This is a genomic window from Amorphoplanes digitatis (genome assembly GCF_014205335.1).
GTDB lineage: Bacteria > Actinomycetota > Actinomycetes > Mycobacteriales > Micromonosporaceae > Actinoplanes > Actinoplanes digitatus.
In genome coordinates, this window is sequence record NZ_JACHNH010000001.1 from 1,957,453 (window position 1) to 1,974,663 (window position 17,211).

Here is a 17,211-nt window from a genome sequence, read left to right on the forward strand (position 1 = left end):
GCGATGGGCGCGCTCAACCAGTTGGTCATCGGGGCGAGCATCGGCGCGGTGCTGCTGCTCGCCTCGCTGGGCCTGACCTTCACGTTCGGCCAGATGGGCGTCATCAACATGGCGCACGGTGAGTTCATCATGGCCGGGGCGTACACCGCCTTCGTCCTGCAACCGTTCTTCGGCTCGCAGGCCGTCGTGGTGGCGCTGCCCGTGGCCTTCGTCGTCGGCGGGGTGCTCGGGCTGATCATGGAACGGTTGCTCATCCGGCGCTTCTACGGCCGGCCCCTCGACACGCTGCTGCTCACCTTCGGTATCAGCCTGATACTGCAACAGGTCGCCCGAGACATCTTCGGCGCGCCGAACGTCCAGGTCACCGCCCCGGGCTGGCTTACCGGCGGCGTGGACCTCGGCGGGGTGCGGATGCCGTACAACCGGATCTTCATCCTGGTCCTCGCCGTCGGCTGCGTGGTGCTGATCTCGGTGTATCTCAGCCGGCTCCGGCACGGCCGGCGTATGCGCGCCGTGATGCAGAACCGGCAGCTCGCGGCCGTCAGCGGGGTCGCCACCGAGCGGGTCGACCAGGCCACCTTCTTCATCGGCTCCGGCCTCGCCGGGGTGGCCGGGGTGGCGCTGACCCTGATCGGCCCGGTCGGGCCGACGCTGGGCAGCGCGTACATCGTGGACGCGTTCCTCGTGGTCGTGGCCGGCGGCCTCGGCCAGCTGCGCGGCGCGGTCATCGCGGCGTTCGCGCTGGGTGTGCTCAACAGCTACGTCGAGTTCTGGACCGCGAACGGTGCCAGCTTCGCCAAGGTGGTGGTCTTCGCCGTGATCATCGGATTCCTCCAGTTCCGGCCGCAGGGCATGTTCGTGCTGCGATCGCGGGCCCTGACATGACGCTGACCTGGGCGAAACGGGCCGCGTTCGTCGCGGTCGCGGTGCTGCTGCTCGCGGCGCCGCTGCTGCTGACCCCGTTCCGGCTGGACCTGCTGGCCAAGTACCTGTGCTACGCGATCGTCGCGGTCGGCATCGCGCTGGCCTGGGGGCGCGGCGGGATGCTGACGCTGGGGCAGGGTGTGTTCTTCGGCCTCGGCGGCTACGCCATGGGCATGCACCTGAAGCTGGCCGAGGCCGGGCCGGGGCAGCTGCCCGACTTCATGTCGTGGAGCGGCGTCGAGGAGTTGCCGCTGCTCTGGAGGCCGTTCGCCGACCCGGTCTTCGCGCTGGTCATGGTCGTGGTCATGCCGGTGACCGTCGCCCTGCTGCTCGGCCTGCTGATCTTCCGGCAGCGGGTGCGGGGCGCGTACTTCGCGGTGCTCACCCAGGCGCTGGCCGCGGCGTTCGTGATCCTGCTCGTCGGCCAGCAGGGGCTGACCGGCGGCACCAACGGCCTTACCGACTTCCAGTACTTCTTCGGCCTCGACCTCTACGAGGACGCGGACCGCCGGATCCTCTACCTGGTCATCGTGATCGTGCTGGGGCTGTCCTATCTGGGCGTGCGGCAGCTCGTCCGCAGCCGGTACGGGCAGCTGCTCGTGGCGATCCGCGACGGCGAGGACCGGGTCCGGTTCCTCGGCTATGACCCGGCGCTGGTCAAGACGATCGCCTTCGCGGTCTCGGCGGGCCTGGCCGGCATCGCCGGCGCGCTCTTCGTGCCCGTCGTCGGCCTGCTCACCCCGGCCAACCTCGGCGTCGTCGCCTCGCTGGAGCTGCTCATCGGCGTGGCGATCGGCGGCCGCTACTCGCTGGCCGGCGCGGTCGGCGGCACGCTGCTGTTCAACTACGCGAAGACGATCTTCAGCGAGTCGTGGCCGGACGGCTGGCTCTACGTGCAGGGCGCGCTCTTCGTCGCGGTGCTGCTCTGGGCGCCGCGCGGCCTGGCCGGCCTGGCCGACCAGCTCCGCACCGCCGTGGCCGCCCGCCGCCGCCCGCCCGCGCCGGCCTCCCCGCCGGTCATCAAGACCCCCGAGGAGGTACGGGCGTGAGCGCGCTGCTGGAGGTACGCGGCCTGAACGTGGTGTTCTCGGGCTTTCACGCCATCACCGATCTCGACTTCACGCTCGAATCCGGCGAGCTGCGGTTCCTGATCGGGCCCAACGGCGCGGGCAAGACCACCCTTATCGACGTGATCACCGGCCTGACCAGGCCCGCCTCCGGCTCGGTCACGTTCGCGGGCCAGCAGCTCGTCGGCCGCCGCGAGTTCCGGATCGTGCGCTCGGGCGTCGGGCGTACCTTCCAGACGTCGGTGGTGTTCGAGGAGCTCAGCGTTCTCGACAACCTGGACCTGGCGGCGGGTTTCCGGCGCCGGATGCCGGCGCTGCTGCGCCGCCGGCGCGGGGTCGGCGACGACGTGGCCTCGGCGCTCGACACGATCGGGCTGGGCGCCGTCGCGGACCGGCCGGCCGGCGTCCTGTCGCATGGCCAGCGGCAGTGGCTGGAGATAGGGATGCTCGTGGTGCAACGGCCCCGGCTGCTGCTGCTCGACGAGCCGGTCGCGGGGATGAGCCGCGACGAGCGTGAGCGCACGGGCGAGCTGCTGCGGGCGGTAGCCCGGGACCACACGGTGCTGGTGGTCGAGCACGACATGGACTTCCTGCGCCGCTTCGCCAGCACGGTCACCGTGCTGCACGAGGGCCGGCTGCTGTGCGAGGGCACGGTCGACGAGGTGCGGGCCGACCCCCGCGTCCAGGAGGTCTACCTCGGACGGACCCGCGACGAGCTCGACAAGGAGGTGGCCTGAGATGCTCGAGGTACGCGACCTGTACGTGTCGTACGGCCGGGCGCAGGTGCTGTTCGGGGTCGGCCTCGAGGCGCCGGCGGCCTCGCTGGTCTGCCTGATGGGCCGCAACGGAGTCGGCAAGACCACCCTGCTGAAGGCGGTCATGGGCGTGCTGCCGTCGCGTTCGGGGACGGTGACCTTCGACGGGCGGGACATCACCCGGCTCAAGGTGCACGAGCGGGTTCGGCTCGGGCTCGGCTACGTGCCGCAGGGGCACGAGACCTTCCCGCAGCTCACCGTCGCGGAGAACCTCCAGGTCGCCCGGGAGAGCACGGGAAACCGGCGTACGGGCGGGGCGGTCGACGAGGCGCTCGACCTCTTCCCGGCGCTGCGCGGGCTGCTCAAGCGGCGCGCCGGCTTCCTCTCCGGTGGCCAGCAGCAGCAGCTCGCGATCGCCCGGGCGCTGGTCACGGAGCCGCGGATGCTGCTGCTGGACGAGCCGACCGAGGGCATCCAGCCGTCGATCGTGCTCGAGATCGAGGACGCGATCCGGCAACTGCACGCGGCCGGGCTGAGCATCCTGCTGGTGGAGCAGTACCTGGAGCTGGCGCTGCGCCTGGCGGACCGCTTCGTGATCCTCGACGCGGGTGAGGTCGTGCGCTCCGGCCCGGCCGACGATCTGCGCGACGAGTCGGTGCGCCGCCTGCTGGCGGTCTGACCCGCCGCCGGACTCCTGGGATCAGGCCCCGGGCGCCTCGAAGATCATGCAGCTCGAGGTGGCGTGCGCGACGAGGCGTCCCGCGCCGTCGGTCAGCCGCGCCTCGGTGAGCGCGGTACGCCGGCCCCGCTGGAGCACGCTGCCCGTGCAGGTCAGCCGGCCGGAGTCGACGGTGACCGGGCGCAGGAACTTCACGTTGAGGTCGAGCGAGGTGTAGCCGACGCCGGCCGGCAGCGTCGAGTGCAGCGAGCACGCGGCGGCGCTGTCGAGCAGGGTGGAGATCACCCCGCCGTGCATCGTGCCGAGCGGGTTGTAGTGGAACTCCCGCGGCTCGAGGTGGAACGTGACGCGGCCCTCCTCGGCCTCCATCCCGGTGAGGTCGATGAGGCTCATGATCGGCGGGGGCGGCAGCTCGCCCGCGGCCATGGCCCGCAGCAGCTCCAGCCCGCCGGTGGTGGCCAGCAGGGCGGCGTGCTCGGCCGGGCTGGCCCAGGAGTAGGTGCGGGTGCGGGTCTCATCCTGAGTCTGCGTCATGGACGCAGCCTGGCACGGGCTTGCTGTGTCTGTCAAACAGACCTAGCCTTCATGTCATGAATCACACGATCTCGCGTCCGCCGGCCATGGACTGGTCCATGGAGACCTGCACGATCGGCCGGGCGATGGAGGTGCTCGGCGAGAAGTGGACGATCGTCGTCCTGCGCGAGATCTTCAACGGGGTGCGGCGCTTCGCCGACCTGCGTGAGCGCACCGGCATACCGCGCCAGGTGCTTACCAACCGGCTCGCCTCGCTCGTCGACCACGGGCTGCTGCGCCGCGAGCCGTACCAGGAGCCGGGCGCGCGGATCCGCCACGAATACCGGCTGACCGCCAAGGGTATCGACCTCTATCCGGTGCTGACCGCGGTGAAGGAGTGGGGCGACCACTACCTGGCCGAGCCCGAGGGGCCGCCGCTGGAGATGGCGCACCGGGGCTGCGGCGCGGAGATCCACGTCGAGCTGCGCTGCGCCGAGGGGCACCGGGTCGCCGATAACCGTCAGGTCGTGCCGCGGCCCGGACCGGGTGCCCGGCGCAGCCGGCCGGCTCCGCCCGGCGACTAGCCGGATTAGCCGGATGTTTCGGGTTTCTTCCGTTTAGCCTCGTAAGCAGTGGGGTTTGACGGAGGAGGTGCGGCGTGGCGCTCGTCGATCGATCGCGCCGCTCCCGGCTGCTGGTCATCGGCGGCGCCGAGCGGTACGGCCCCGGCGGCACCGAGATCCTGCGCCGCTTCGTCGACCTGGCCGGCGGTGCCGCCGCCGAGCTGGTCGTCATCGCCACCGCCAGCGCCGAGCCCGCCATCCTCGAGGCCGAGTACGCCGCCCTCTTCTCCCGCCTCGGCGCGGGCCGGGTCCGTGCGCTGCGGCTGGAGACCCGGGCACAGGCCAACGAGTCCGCGGTGATCGAGGCGCTCGCGACCGCGACCGGCGTCTTCTTCACCGGCGGCGACCAGCTGCGGATCACCACGGTGCTCGGCGGTACCCGTACGGACTCCGCGTTGCAGACCCTCGTGCAGGAGGGCGCGGTGGTCCTCGGCGGCACCAGCGCCGGCGCCGCGATGATGTCCGGCACGATGATCATCGGCGGTGACGGGCCGGGGGTCGCGCGCACCAGCGTGCGTACCGGTCCCGGCCTCGAGTTCCTGCCCGGCGTGCTCATCGACATGCACTTCGCCGAGCGCGGCCGGCTCAACCGCCTGCTCAGCGCCGTCGCGCTGTACCCGCACGAGCTCGGCCTCGGCATCGACGAGGACACCGCGATCCTGGCCGACGGCGACTGCTTCGAGGTGCTGGGCAGCGGCGCGGTCATCGTGGTCGACGCGGGCGCGGCCGGCGACATCCGGACGCCGGTCGACGGGCCGATCGCGCTCACCGGCGCGCGCGTACACGTGCTTCCTGCCGGGTGCAGGTTCGAACTGTCCGGTCGCCGCCCCTCGCTCGCCGACGGGGCCGGAGGGGAACGGGAACTGGCCGCATGAAGATCCTCGGTATCCGCCGGCTGCGCGGACCCAACGTCTACCTTGACCGCCCGGTTGCGGTGGCCCGGCTGCGCCTCGACGAGCTGACCGGCCGCGAGACCAGCGACCTCGAGGGGTTCACCGAGCGGCTGCTGCGCGCGCTGCCCGGGCTCGCCGAGCACCACTGCGCGGCGGGCGCACCGGGTGGCTTCGTCAGCCGGATGCGCGGCGGCACCTACTTCGGACACGTGACCGAGCACGTCAGCATCGAGCTGTCGCAGCGGATCGGGCGCGACGTCAGCTTCGGCCGGACCGTCTCGGCCGGCGAGCCCGGCCTCTACGACGTGATCGTGGAGTGCCCGCAGGACGAGTCGCCCGAGTCCCCGCTGGCGGCGGAGCTGCTGGACGCCGCCGCCGAGCTGGTCACCGCGGTCGCGGCCGGCGACTGCCCGCCGGGCGCCGCCCTGGCGGCGCGCGTGGCCGCGCTGACAGAACTGGCGGAGCGCGAGGCCATCGGCCCGAGCACCCGGTCCATCATCGCGGCGGCCCGCGGCCGCGGCATCCCGGTCGAGCGCTACGCCGACCTGAGCCTGCTGCGGCTCGGCTGGGGCAACCGGCGCCGCCTCGCCTGGGCGGCGATGACCGACCGGACCGGCGGCGTCGGCGTCGACATCGCCGCGGACAAGCAGGTGACCCGCCGGCTGCTGGAGGAGGCCGGCGTGCCGGTCGCCGCCGGCGGCGCGGCCCGGACCGCCGCGGAGGCGGTCCGCCTGCTGACCGTGCTGGGCGCGCCGGTCGTCGTCAAACCCCGCCGCGGCCGCCAGGGCCGCAACGTGGCCCTCAACCTGCGCACGGCCGCCGACGTGGAGAACGCGTACGCGGCGGCCGGCGGCGACGTGGTGGTCGAGCGGCAACTCGCCGGCCGCGACTACCGGGTCCTGGTCGTGGCGGGCGAGGTCGTCGCCGCCGCGGAACGCCTCGCGGCGCACGTCGTCGGCGACGGCGAGAGCACGGTCGCCGAGCTGGTGGCCCGCACCAACGAGGACCCGCGCCGGGGCCGGGGCCACGCCCGGGTGCTGACCCGGATCGCCCTGGACGACGACGCGCTGGCGGTGCTCGCCCGGCAGGACTGCGCGCCCGGTGCCGTGCCGGCCGCGGGCCGGCTGGTGTGGCTGCGCGAGAACGCCAACCTGTCCACCGGCGGCACCGGCAGCGACGTGACCGACCGGGTGCACCCCGAGGTCGCCGCGCTGTGCCTGCGCGTCGCCGCCCTGGTCGGCCTCGACATCGCGGGCATCGACCTGCGGCTGGACGACATCGCGGCGCCGCTGCCGCCGGGTGGCCCGGCGCGGACCACGGGCGGCGTCATCGAGGTGAACGCCGCGCCGGGGCTGCGCATGCACCTGGCGCCGGTGCGGGGGCGCTCCCGCGACGTCGGGGACGCGATCGTGCGGGCGATGTTCCCCGGCGGGTCCGACGGGCGGATACCGACGGTCGCCGTCACCGGCACCAACGGCAAGACGACGGTGGCGCGGCTGACGGCGTACCTGTTGGCGGGCATGGGTCTGCGGGTCGGCCTGACCACGACGGAGGGCGTCAGCATCGACGGCCGGACGGTCCACCAGGGCGACGCGACCGGCCCGCGCTCGGCGCAGATGGTGCTCGGCGACCCCGGTGTGCAGGCCGCGGTCCTGGAGACCGCGCGTGGCGGGACGCTGCGGCGCGGGCTCGGCTACGACTGGACCGACGTCGGCGTGATCACCAACATCACCGCCGACCATCTCGGGCAGGACGGGCTCGACTCGATCGAGGCGCTGGCACACGTCAAGGCGCTGATCGCGGAGCGGGTCCGCGACGGCGGCACCCTGGTGCTCAACGCGGACGACCCGTGGGTGCGAAGCCTCGCCGAGCGGGACCGGGTGCGCGCGGACCGCAAGCGCATCGTCTGGTTCGGCACGGACGCCCGGCAGCCGGTGCTGGCCGCGCACCTCGGCGCCGGCGGAACGGCGTACGTCCTCCAGGACGGCTGGCTGGTTCAGGCGACGGGCGCCCGGCGGACGCCGCTGCTGCGGGTCGAGGAGGTGCCCGGCTCGTTCGACGGGGCGGCGCCGCACGCGGCGCTCAACGCGCTGGCGGCCGCGGCCGCGGCGCGGGCGCTCGGCGCCTCGCACGACCTGGTGGCCGCGCGGCTGGCGAGCTTCGAGCCGCGGCGGGACAACCCCGGCCGGGCGACGGTGCTGCGCGTGGGCGAGGTGACCCTGTTCATCGACTACGCGCACAACCCGGCGGCGATCGCGACGGTGCTGCGGACCCTGCACCGGGTCTTCGGCCCGAACCGGTGCCTGGCGGCGGTGACGCTGCCGGGCGACCGCCGCGACGACCTGCTGGCCGCCTCGGCGCAGGTGCTGGCCGACGGGGTCGGCCGGGTGGTGCTCTACGAGGACGAGGATCCGCGGGGGCGCACGCCGGGTGAGGTCGCGGGCCTTGTCGAGCGGGAGATGCGCGCGCGCCGGCCACAGCTGCACGCGGTACGGGCGCAGGGTCACCGCGCCGCGGTGGAGCAGGCGCTGCGGCTGGCCGCGCCCGGCGACGTGGTCCTGGTGATGTACGAGAAGCTCGCCGCGGTCCTGGACCATCTCGAGGAGCTGGGTGCGGTGCCGGCCGGCGCGGCCGTGGTGCCCGCGGAGCGGCTGACCGCTCGGCCGACGCTCGATCTGGGGCTCCTGCCCACCCGCGCCGGTAGCGCTCCCGGGTGAATTGCCGGAAATAATGGAGTGTCGCGGCAACAAAGCATGATCGTCGTACGGAAATCACCCGATCGGGCGGGGTTGCCCTGGTCATTGCATTGCGGCAAGCATTACCGAGGGTATAGATGAAAGTAACTCATACTTCGGTCAATGTCTCTTTAGGTAATGCAAGAGCAACTGCACGTGCAGAATCCCTTGTGGATGCGCCACATCCGAGGGATACCCGCAAGTTCCGACGAAGTGTGACAAATCCGGCCAGGTCCGAATTGCATGATCATCTACACCTCTCTGACCAGGCATTTTGGCCACTCGAATCGTCATGCACCCGCGGCGCATAGCGCAGAACAGACAGTGACGATGCGCAGGTCATCGGTGTCGGCGATGTGTCGAGACAGGAGCCGTTAGTGGGCTAACATCCTCGCCGTCGATGGGGAATGCTCGGTCCTACGGCGGACCGAGCACCGCCCCGGCATCAGGACGCATGGCGGTGCGGTACTGATGTTTTCTTCCGATCGCGCATGTGGGGGCACATGAGCACGACGGACCTGCCCGGTTCGAGTCTGCTGGCCGGTCGATATCGACTGGTCGAGCGGCTCGGCGCCGGCGGGATGTCAGTGGTGTGGCGAGGCTTCGACGAGGTCCTCGGTCGTCAGGTCGCGGTGAAGGTCCTGCCGCCCTCGACGAGCGCCGACCCCTCGTTCCGGCGCCGGCTGCGCGCGGAGGCACAGGCCGCGGCGCGGCTGAGCCACCCGCACATCACGAATGTCTACGACTACGGCGAGGCGACCACCGTCGACGGTGAGCCCGTGCCGTACGTCGTCATGGAGCTGGTCGACGGCGAGTCCCTCGCCGCCGTCCTCGCCCGGGTGCGCCGACTGCCGTGGCCGGCCGCGGTGCGCATCTGTTCAGAGGTCTCGGCGGCGCTCGCCGCCGCACACGCGCGGGGCATCGTGCACCGCGACGTCACCCCGGCCAACGTCATGCTCACGCCGGGCGGCGCCAAGGTCGTCGACTTCGGCATCTCCGCACTCATCGGCGAGAACGACATCGACCCCGACGGCAGCCTGCTCGGCACCCCGGCCTACCTCGCGCCCGAGCGGCTCGAGGGCGGCCAGGTCAGCCCGGCCACCGACGTCTACGCGGTCGGCCTGCTCATCTACCGCACGCTGATCGGCCAGCTGCCGTGGGATGTCGGCACCACGACGGCCCTGCTGCGCGCGCACCAGTACACCGAGCCCGAGCCGATGCCGCCCGTCGAGGGCCTGCCGAACGCGGTCTCCGCGCTCATCGCCCGGTGCCTGGAGAAGCGGCCCTCGGACCGCCCGTCCAGCGCCGAGCTGGCGCACGTGCTCGGCACGGTGTCCGCCGGCGTCCCCTCGGCCCGCGCCTTCGTGCCGGACTGGGCCGACAGCGGCGAGGACACCACGATCCTGCCGTCCGCGCACCAGAACACCGACGGCTTCGGCCGGATCCGCCCGGGCCACGCGCGGGTAGCGGAGTCGGCCGCTCCCGGCCGGGGCGTCGCCGCGGTACCCGCGGTGGCCTCGGGTCACGACGCGCCGGTGTCGCCGGCGCCATCGGGCTCCCCGGTGCCGCCGGTCTCGGTCGCCGAGGTCGAGGCCGCGGTCGGCCCCGGCGGCAGCGCGGCCCCGCCGCGCGGCGGCCCGCGGAACAGCCGCTTCGGCGGCGTGCCGCAGGCGCCCCCGACGACCGGTTACCCGGCCGCGCACGCCGCGCACCCGGAGCCGCACGGCACGCCGGGCCCGGTCAGCCCGGCCCTGCGCCCGGCCTTCGGCGCCGACGCGCCGAGCCGGCCGCCGTCGCGCGCCGACGGCGGGGCCCCGCCCCCGCCGAACCGTCCGGGCGGCGGACCGGGGCAGACCGGCCCCGGCGCGCCGGGGCCGGGTCGCCACACGGGCACGACGCAGCGGCGCCGCCTCTTCATCGCGGGAGGCTCGGCCGCCGTGCTCGTCCTGATCGCCCTGACCGCGGCGTTCACCAACGGCGACGAGCCGAAGGACTCCGTGGCCGGCGTGCAGCCGACCAGCCTCACCGGCTCCAGCAAGTGCGTGGTCAGCTACGCGGTCTGGTCGGACGCGAACAACAAGTTCCGGGCCGCCGTCACCGTCGCCAACCGCGACACCACGGCGATCAAGGACTGGAAGCTCTGGTTCGTGATGCCGGGCGACCAGGTCGTCTCGGGCAACGGCAAGCTCAAGCTCGACCAGCAGGGCCAGGGCGTCACCGTGCAGTCCACAAAGGCGCTCAACCCGCAGCAGAGCGAGACGCTGCAGTTCACCGGCCGCTACCGGGCCAGCAACGCCGCGCCGATGGTGTTCCAGCTCGCCGGCGAGACCTGCCAGACGTTCGTGTCGCCGGCGCCCGGCGCGCCGTCGCAGCCGGTCGAGCACCTGACCAACGGCGAGGTCCGGCTCGGCCCGGTGCCGACCAAGGAGTCGCCGATCCCCGGCATCTCCATCAACCCGAGCGGTGTCGCGGTCCCGGTGCCGGTCGGCACGACCCCGCCGGCAACGACCACCTCGGCCAGCCCGACGCCGACGCAGACGCAGATCGTGGAACCGACCGACGACGGTCCGGCCGCGCCGGCCCCGCCGACCCTTCCGTCGCAGGGCACGACGCCGCCGACCACCGCCTCGACCACGCCGACCTTTTCGCCGCCGCCGGTCATGAACACCGACCTGGAGCCGGAGGACACGCCCGAGGGAGAGTGAGCCGGGGCCGGACAGCGCGTTCCTCGGGCAGTCGACCGGAGTAGCGGTCGACTGCCCGAGCCGCGAGCTAGAGTCGAATCGTGTCGGGCAGGCGCCCGCGATCCCGGCCCGGAAGCATCGCTCTCGATGTCCGGGCCCCGGACTCCCCTCGGGTAACTCCGCAACCAGAATCCCGAGCCGAAATCGGAGCGGACCCTCTCGGCGTGCCTGCGGCCCGGCCCGACGCCCACGTGCAAGATGACTGATATCGGCCTGTGGGCTGGGCGGCTCCGGTCCGCGCCGACACGAGCGTTGCCCGCACCGGAGCAAGTAGCTATCGGGGGAGTTCGAAATGATCAATACCGTCCTTGAGCTGGCGGCGGAGGCGTTGTTCGTCTCCGACCTCCAGCCGTCCGAGTGTCCCGACCGGCAGGCCGTCGAGGACACCGTGACGGCCATGCTCCTGCGGCACGGCAGTGACGGCTGCGCCGCCGGGGTGGCGGAGGAGTTCGGTGACCACCCGGAGTTGGCCGTGCGCCGCATGGTCTGGGTGCGCCAGGAGTTGCGCAACGTGATGAGCGCGCCGCTGCGCCCCCATTACGTCGGCTGAGGCGCCCGAGCCGCGCGGGTGCGCGGACCCGCCGAGCGATAGCTGAGCCTTTTTCACTAAAAACACCCTAAAAGCAACCGAGTTCGGCCACCACTGCACCTTTCAGCCGTAAGTGTTCTCCTCATCAGCCGGTTTCACCTGCCGGTCTGTACGAGCGAGGAGGAACACGTGACTGCCACGACCGAGCTCCCCGCCCCCGTCGGCATCACCCACGACGCGCCGTCCGCGCGCGACCTCGAGGACCTGGTCCGAGAAAACATGCCGATGGTGGGCCACCTGGTCCGGGAGTTGCTGAACCGCGTGCCCGGCCACGTTCACGCCGACGACCTGTCGTCCGCCGGATTCGCCGCGCTCCTCGGCGCCGCCCGCGCCTTCGACGTGAGCCGGGGCATTCCGTTCCACCGGTTCGCGGCCGTACGGATCCGCGGGGCGCTGCTGGACGAGCTGCGCGGACAGGACTGGGCCAGCCGCTCGGTCCGGGCACGGGCCCGCCGCTCGTCGACGGCCCGGCAGGAGCTCACCGCGGCGCTGGGGCGCACCCCGACCGAGGCCGAGGTCGCCGAGGTGCTCGGCATCGGCGTCGCCGAACTCGCCGCCGTCGAGGACGACGTGCAGAAGGCCGCGCTGCTCAGCCTCCAGGGATTCCCGACGGGCGCGGCGGAGGAGATGGTCCCGGAGCTCTCCGAGGGCCCCGAGGACCTGCTGCTCAAGCGGGAACGCCTCGGCTACCTGCACCAGGCGATCCAGGCCCTGCCCGAGCGGCTGCGGATGGTCGTCACCCAGTCGTTCCTCCAGGAGCAGCCGCTCAGCGACGTGGCCGCGGAGCTCGGCGTGACCGAGTCGCGGATCTCGCAGCTGCGCACCGAGGCGCTGCGCCTGCTCCGCGAGGGCCTGAACAGCTCACTCGCGCCGGAGCTGCTCACGGTCGCCGCCGGCGGGCCGCGCACCCGCAAGGGCTGCCTGCAACGGCGCCGCACCGAGTACTTCGCCCGGGTCGCCGAGCAGGGCACGCTGCGGACCCGGCTGGCGCTCACCGACAGTCACGGCGTGCCGATCGCGGTCGCGGTCGCCGCCTGATCGCGGCGGACACAGAGCGGATCCAGCGCGGCCCGGACCTCGCGGATGTCCGTGCCGACCGCGCCGGCGAGCATCCCCGGACCGGCGAGCGGCATCAGGACGGCGCAGCCGCCGAGCACCGTCGAACCCGCCGTCGCCGGCCCGCCCGGGCCGTCGCCGTCGCCGTCCAGCGCCCCCGGACCGGCCGCCCCCGGTCCGGCCAGGATGACCGAGCCGACCGCGCGGCCGCCGCCGAGTACCGCCCCGCCCGACCAGCCCGGCGCGCCCGGACCCACGGAGAGCTCGTGCCGGTAGAGGGTGCGGCCGTCGTACCGGACGGTCACGTCGGTCCGCACGTCGCCGGATGGCTCGTCGTGGCGGCCGCAGACCAGGTCGTCGCGCCAGAGCAGTGAACCGCCGGCCGCGACCTCGACGAGCGTGACGGCGACGTGATCGCAGCCGGACGCCGCGATCAACGGCTCCGGCAGCCAGCGCAGCGTCGCGCCCGCGGCGACCGACGCCCGGATCTCCAGCCGGGACGGCGGCGCGCCGGGCCGGCCGGGCAGCGCGAGCTGCGCGGCCACGCTGCGTACCGCCAGCCGGGCGCCCGGCCCGACCTCGACGTCCAGGCGCAGGTCGTCGCCGCACAGCGGCCCGGCGGCGCCGCCGACGATGTGCACGGTGACCTCGCCGCCGGCCGGCGTCCCGGTGCGCCGCGGCAGCAGCGGCGCCTCGCCCCGCAACACGGCGAGCCGGGTGCCGCCCCGCCCGTCGGCCTCGGCGACGATCCGTGCCCGCGCCCGCATCAGCGCGCCGCCCGCATTGCGGCGCCCCGCGGCCCGCCGCGCGGCCCGTGGCGCGGATCGGTGGCGCCGGGCGTCATGCCGCCGGTGCCCGGGCCGCGACCAGCGTCCGGATCCAGTCGGCGACCGGCGTCGCCGCCCGGTCCCGCACCAGCGAGAGGAACACCGTCGGCAGCTCGCCACGCCGTGCCGCCGCGTCCCGGTCCATCACCGAGAGATCGGCGCCGACCAGCGGCGCGAGGTCCGTCTTGTTGATGACCAGCAGGTCCGCGGTGGTGACCCCAGGCCCGCCCTTGCGTGGCACCTTGTCGCCGCCGGCCACGTCCACCACGAAGATCTGCCGGTCGATCAGACCCTTGCTGAAGGTCGCGGTCAGGTTGTCCCCGCCGCTCTCCACCAGCACCAGATCCAGCGGCCCGAGGCTCGCCTCCAGGTCCTCGACCGCGTCCAGGTTCGCGGAGATGTCGTCGCGGATCGCCGTGTGCGGGCAGCAGCCGGTCTCGACCGCGCGGATCCGTTCGGCCGGCAGCACGCCGTTGCGGAGCAGGAAGTCCGCGTCCTCCGTGGTGTAGATGTCGTTGGTGACGACGGCCAGCCGCAGCTCCGCGCCGAGCGCCCGGCACAGCGCCGCGACCAGCGCGGTCTTGCCGGAACCGACCGGACCGCCGATGCCGATCCGCAGGGCGCGCGGCGCGTCCGGCAGCGCCGCGTGCGGGTCGACGCCGGGGTCCGGGTGGGTGTGCGGTACCTCGTCGGGGCCGTGTTCGTGCGGTTCAGGACGCAAAGAGACGCACCTCCCAGTTGGCGTGTAGCTCGGCGCCGATGTCGAGCAGTGGAGCGCCCGCGGCCGGCAGTTCGTCGACCGGGTCGTGTGCCCGGGCCGCGGCGTCCGCCGCGATCCGGTCGATGTCGGCGGCCAGGCGCGCGAGCAGCGCGTGCACCGCATACGGATCGAGGCCGAGCAGCCGGACCGCCGCGCTCGCCGGGCCGGTCACCGCGCCGTGCGCGGCCGCGACCGCGGCCTGCTGTGGCCCGAGCCCGGCCGCGGCGGCAACCGCGCCGAGCGCCACCGGATGGTGCGGCTCCCGCCCGAGCGCGGGCACGGACCACATCGCGCGCCCCGCGCGCAGAAGCGCGCGACCCTGCGCCCGCGAGGCCTTCCGCAGCGCGGGCGACGGCGTCCGTGCGTCCAGGCCCGCATCAAGATCAAACCATTCCCCTGTACGCGCACAGGCGCCGGCGGCGAAGGCGGCTGACACCCGGCCCGTGGTTTCCAGCCGGCCGCGCAGGAATCCGCCCAGGTCCGCGACGTCGCGCACCCGCCCGGCCGCCACGGCCGCCTCGAGCCCGCCGGAGTGCGCGTGCCCACCCGCCGGCAACCGCCCGTCCGCCAGCACCAGCAGCGTCGCAAGACTCATGCCGCCACCCCTGCTCAGAACAGGAAGTAGCGCTGGGCCATGGGGAGCTCGGTGACCGGGTCCGGCTCGACGACCTCGCCGTCGATGCGGACCGTGAACGTGTCCGGCTCCACCTCGATGCGGGGCAGCGCGTCGTTGCGCGGCATGTCCGCCTTGGAGACCGAGCGCGTGTCGGAGACCGGCACCAGCGCCCGCTTGACGCCGATCCGGTCGCCCAGCATGGCGTCGATCGCGGCCGGGGCCACGAACGCCACGGACGTCTCCGCCGGCACCGAGCCGTAGGCGCCGAACATCGGGCGGGGCAGCATCGGCTGCGGGGTGGGTATCGAGGCGTTCGCGTCGCCCATCTGCGCCAGGGCGATCATTCCGCCCTTGATCACCAGGGCCGGGCGGACGCCGAAGAACGCCGGGTCCCAGAGGACCAGGTCGGCGAGCTTGCCCGGCTCGACCGAGCCGACCTGCTCCGCGAGGCCATGCGCGACGGCCGGGCAGATCGTGTACTTGGCCACGTACCGCTTCGCGCGTTCGTTGTCCGCGCGCCCGTCGCCCGGAAGGCTGCCGCGGCGGGCCTTCATCACGTGCGCGGTCTGCCAGGTGCGGATCACCACCTCGCCGACGCGGCCCATCGCCTGCGAGTCCGAGCCGATCATCGAGATCGCGCCGAGGTCGTGCAGCAGGTCCTCGGCCGCCATCGTGGACGGCCGGATCCGGCTCTCCGCGAACGCCAGGTCCTCGGGGACCGCCGAGTTCAGGTGGTGGCAGACCATCAGCATGTCGAGGTGCTCGCTGAGGGTGTTGCGGGTGTACGGCCGGGTCGGGTTCGTCGAGGACGGCAGCACGAACGGGAGCGAGGCGACCGTGATGATGTCGGGCGCGTGCCCGCCGCCGGCGCCCTCGGTGTGGTACGCGTGAATCGACCGCCCCGCGATCGCCCGCACCGTCTCCTCGACGAAGCCGGCCTCGTTGAGGGTGTCCGTGTGAATGGCGACCTGCACGCCGGAGGCGTCGGCGACCCGCAGCGCCGCGTCGATGACCGCGGGCGTCGTGCCCCAGTCCTCGTGCAGCTTGAAGCCGCCCGCGCCGCCGCGCAGCTGCTCCCACATGGACTCCTGCGACATCGTGTTGCCCTTGCCGAGCAGCAGCACGTTGACCGGGCGGTGGTCCATCGACTCGAGCATCCGGGCCAGGTGCCAGGCGTTCGGGGTGACCGTGGTGGCCTTGGTCCCCTCGGCCGGGCCGGTGCCGCCGCCGATGATCGTGGTGATGCCGGAGGCCAGGGCGGTGTCCAGGATGGTCGGGCTGATCAGGTGCACGTGGCTGTCGATCGCGCCCGCGGTGAGGATCCTGCCGTTGCCGGCGATGATCTCGGTGCCGGGGCCGATCACCAGGCCGGGGTGTACCCCGTCCATGGTGTCTGGGTTGCCGGCCTTGCCGAGCGCCACGATCTTGCCGTCGCGGATGCCGACGTCGGCCTTGACGATGCCCCAGTGGTCGAGCACCACCGCGCCGGTGATCACCGTGTCCGGGGTGCCCTCGGCGCGGGTCGCGCGGGACTGGCCCATGGACTCGCGGATGACCTTGCCGCCGCCGAAGACGACCTCGTCGCCGGGGTTCGGGCCGGCGCTGCGGTCCTCCTCGATCTCGATAAGCAGGTTGGTGTCGGCGAGCCGGATCCGGTCGCCGGCGGTGGGCCCGTAGAGGGCGGCGTACCGGTCGCGGCCGAGGGCGGTCATCGTGGGCTGCCGTTCGACGGCGGTTCCTCGCCGGCCTGCGTGTCGCCGGGGGCCTCGGCCTGCGTGTCGCCGGCCTCGCCGGGCGCCGGTTCGGCGGCGGGGTCGAGCGGGCCGCCGGCCAGGCCGCGCAGGCCGGGCACGATCCGGTTGCCGGCCAGCGGCACCAGGTCGATGTCGCGGGGCAGCCCCGGCTCGAAGCGCACCGAGGTGCCGGCGGGCACGGCCAGCCGGTGGCCCCAGGCGGCCTCCCGGTCGAAGTCGAGCGCCGCGTTGGACTCGGCGAAGTGGTAGTGCGAGCCGACCTGCACGGGCCGGTCGCCGGTGTTGCGCACCGTCAGCGACAGCACCGGCCGCCCGGCGTTGATCGTGATGTCGCCGTCGCCGGCGATGATCTCCCCGGGCACGGTCACGAGATCGGCCCGTGCACGGTGACCAGCTTGGTGCCGTCCGGGAAGGTGGCCTCGACCTGCACCTCGGCGAGCATCTCCGGCACGCCGTCCATGACGTCCTCGCGGGTGAGCACGCGGCGCCCGGCGTCCATCAGCTCGGCGACGGTCAGCCCGTCGCGGGCGCCCTCGAGCAGGAAGGCGGTGATGATCGCGGTCGCCTCGGGGTAGTTGAGGCGCAGGCCCCGCTCGCGCCGTCGCCGCGCCACGTCGGCCGCGACGTGGATGAGCAGGCGCTCCTGCTCATGCTGGCTGAGGAACAAGCGAACCTC

17 protein-coding genes are annotated in these 17,211 nt (G+C 73.5%); 10 read left to right on the forward strand and 7 right to left on the reverse strand.

What is annotated here, in order from left to right; genetic code table 11:
- Positions 1-3: 3 nt before the first annotated feature.
- The 4 genes from urtB to urtE are packed head-to-tail and all read left to right on the forward strand — an operon-like array spanning position 4 to position 3,425.
- Entirely contained in the window at positions 4-885 is an 882-nt protein-coding gene (gene urtB / locus BJ971_RS08865) for an urea ABC transporter permease subunit UrtB (protein WP_184991488.1), read from the forward strand.
- Positions 882-1,973: an urea ABC transporter permease subunit UrtC gene (gene urtC, locus BJ971_RS08870; RefSeq protein WP_184991490.1), complete on the forward strand. Its 1,092-nt coding sequence runs from the start codon at positions 882-884 to the stop codon at positions 1,971-1,973. The genes urtB and urtC overlap by 4 nt, the downstream gene beginning before the upstream one ends.
- Complete coding sequence (gene urtD, locus BJ971_RS08875; protein WP_203709203.1) at positions 1,970-2,728, forward strand: urea ABC transporter ATP-binding protein UrtD; 759 nt, start codon at positions 1,970-1,972, stop codon at positions 2,726-2,728. The genes urtC and urtD overlap by 4 nt, the downstream gene beginning before the upstream one ends.
- A gap of 1 nt (position 2,729) precedes the next feature.
- Complete coding sequence (urtE, locus tag BJ971_RS08880) at positions 2,730-3,425, forward strand: urea ABC transporter ATP-binding subunit UrtE (protein WP_184991492.1); 696 nt, start codon at positions 2,730-2,732, stop codon at positions 3,423-3,425.
- 21 nt (positions 3,426-3,446) lie between these two features.
- Here the strand turns inward: urtE and BJ971_RS08885 are convergent, their stop codons facing one another.
- A complete protein-coding gene (locus BJ971_RS08885) occupies positions 3,447-3,959 on the reverse strand; it encodes a PaaI family thioesterase (protein WP_184991494.1) in 513 nt (170 codons plus the stop codon).
- Positions 3,960-4,015: 56 nt separating this feature from the next.
- Here BJ971_RS08885 and BJ971_RS08890 point away from each other — a divergent pair, with 56 nt between their 5' ends.
- The 6 genes from BJ971_RS08890 (at position 4,016) to BJ971_RS08915 (ending at position 12,560) form a co-directional block, all read left to right on the forward strand.
- Positions 4,016-4,522, forward strand: coding sequence for a winged helix-turn-helix transcriptional regulator (locus BJ971_RS08890; protein WP_239087333.1), 507 nt, complete (start codon positions 4,016-4,018; stop codon positions 4,520-4,522).
- Between the two features lie 74 nt (positions 4,523-4,596).
- The gene (locus BJ971_RS08895; RefSeq protein ID WP_184991496.1) at positions 4,597-5,436 is read left to right on the forward strand and encodes a cyanophycinase; all 840 of its coding nucleotides are present in this window, start codon (positions 4,597-4,599) and stop codon (positions 5,434-5,436) included.
- Complete coding sequence (gene cphA, locus BJ971_RS08900; RefSeq protein ID WP_184991498.1) at positions 5,433-8,171, forward strand: cyanophycin synthetase; 2,739 nt, start codon at positions 5,433-5,435, stop codon at positions 8,169-8,171. The genes BJ971_RS08895 and cphA overlap by 4 nt, the downstream gene beginning before the upstream one ends.
- A gap of 521 nt (positions 8,172-8,692) precedes the next feature.
- Positions 8,693-10,894, forward strand: coding sequence for a protein kinase domain-containing protein (locus tag BJ971_RS41995; protein WP_307837366.1), 2,202 nt, complete (start codon positions 8,693-8,695; stop codon positions 10,892-10,894).
- Between the two features lie 331 nt (positions 10,895-11,225).
- Entirely contained in the window at positions 11,226-11,483 is a 258-nt protein-coding gene (locus BJ971_RS08910; RefSeq protein WP_184991500.1) for a hypothetical protein, read from the forward strand.
- Between the two features lie 168 nt (positions 11,484-11,651).
- Positions 11,652-12,560, forward strand: coding sequence for a sigma-70 family RNA polymerase sigma factor (locus BJ971_RS08915; protein ID WP_184991502.1), 909 nt, complete (start codon positions 11,652-11,654; stop codon positions 12,558-12,560).
- Here the strand turns inward: BJ971_RS08915 and BJ971_RS08920 are convergent.
- From BJ971_RS08920 to BJ971_RS08945, 6 genes are all read right to left on the reverse strand, one after another.
- Positions 12,524-13,345, reverse strand: a complete 822-nt coding sequence (locus BJ971_RS08920; RefSeq protein WP_184991504.1) for an urease accessory protein UreD — start codon at positions 13,343-13,345, stop codon at positions 12,524-12,526. The two genes, BJ971_RS08915 and BJ971_RS08920, sit on opposite strands and share 37 nt — an antisense overlap.
- A 73-nt stretch (positions 13,346-13,418) precedes the next feature.
- Complete coding sequence (gene ureG / locus BJ971_RS08925) at positions 13,419-14,126, reverse strand: urease accessory protein UreG (RefSeq protein ID WP_184991506.1); 708 nt, start codon at positions 14,124-14,126, stop codon at positions 13,419-13,421.
- The gene (locus BJ971_RS08930) at positions 14,116-14,760 is read right to left on the reverse strand and encodes an urease accessory protein UreF (protein ID WP_184991508.1); all 645 of its coding nucleotides are present in this window, start codon (positions 14,758-14,760) and stop codon (positions 14,116-14,118) included. Before BJ971_RS08930 ends, ureG begins: the two co-directional genes overlap by 11 nt.
- 14 nt (positions 14,761-14,774) lie before the next feature.
- Positions 14,775-16,493 carry an urease subunit alpha gene (locus BJ971_RS08935; RefSeq protein ID WP_184991510.1) on the reverse strand — a complete coding sequence of 573 codons (1,719 nt, stop codon included), beginning with the start codon at positions 16,491-16,493 and terminating at the stop codon, positions 14,775-14,777.
- The gene (locus BJ971_RS08940; protein ID WP_184991512.1) at positions 16,490-16,903 is read right to left on the reverse strand and encodes an urease subunit beta; all 414 of its coding nucleotides are present in this window, start codon (positions 16,901-16,903) and stop codon (positions 16,490-16,492) included. Before BJ971_RS08940 ends, BJ971_RS08935 begins: the two co-directional genes overlap by 4 nt.
- Positions 16,900-17,202: an urease subunit gamma gene (locus tag BJ971_RS08945; protein WP_184991514.1), complete on the reverse strand. Its 303-nt coding sequence runs from the start codon at positions 17,200-17,202 to the stop codon at positions 16,900-16,902. The genes BJ971_RS08940 and BJ971_RS08945 overlap by 4 nt, the downstream gene beginning before the upstream one ends.
- Positions 17,203-17,211 lie beyond the last annotated feature (9 nt).